This is a genomic window from Vibrio sp. 10N.222.48.A3, assembly GCF_041475345.1.
In the GTDB taxonomy this organism is placed as follows: Bacteria; Pseudomonadota; Gammaproteobacteria; order Enterobacterales; family Vibrionaceae; genus Vibrio; species Vibrio tasmaniensis_A.
The window spans coordinates 1-307 of sequence record NZ_JBFRVX010000635.1 but is presented as its reverse complement, the minus strand read 5'-3'; the positions used below and the strand labels follow the sequence as shown (position 1 = coordinate 307).

The window sequence follows — 307 nt, the reverse complement described above, 5'->3', positions numbered from 1 at the left end:
TTTTATAACTATCATCATCTATTTTTATTGAAGACAAAATGTGTTTGTAAATTTCTAGTTTTTCTGTCATCTTTCCGTTAATTGTTGAGTTTTTCTCATGAAGTATCTCCTTGTTTAATCGAATACTTTCATTGTGGAAAGACCAAAAATTCAAAGATGCGATGATTAAAATAATCATTGTGATGATTAGAACCATTGAACCTATGACTTGTAATTTAAATTTATTCACATTGTTTTTCCATTATTTTCTGCTAGATTTATTTTTAATAATAATTATTTCTTCTAAGGTGAGGTATCCTTTGAAGAT

The 307-nt window shown here is 25.7% G+C and carries 1 pseudogene; it reads right to left on the bottom strand.

Going from position 1 to position 307, the window contains the following annotated elements:
- Positions 1-229 (bottom strand): annotated as a pseudogene (locus tag AB4653_RS17540) (methyl-accepting chemotaxis protein); the annotation flags it as partial.
- Positions 230-307: the final 78 nt, after the last annotated feature.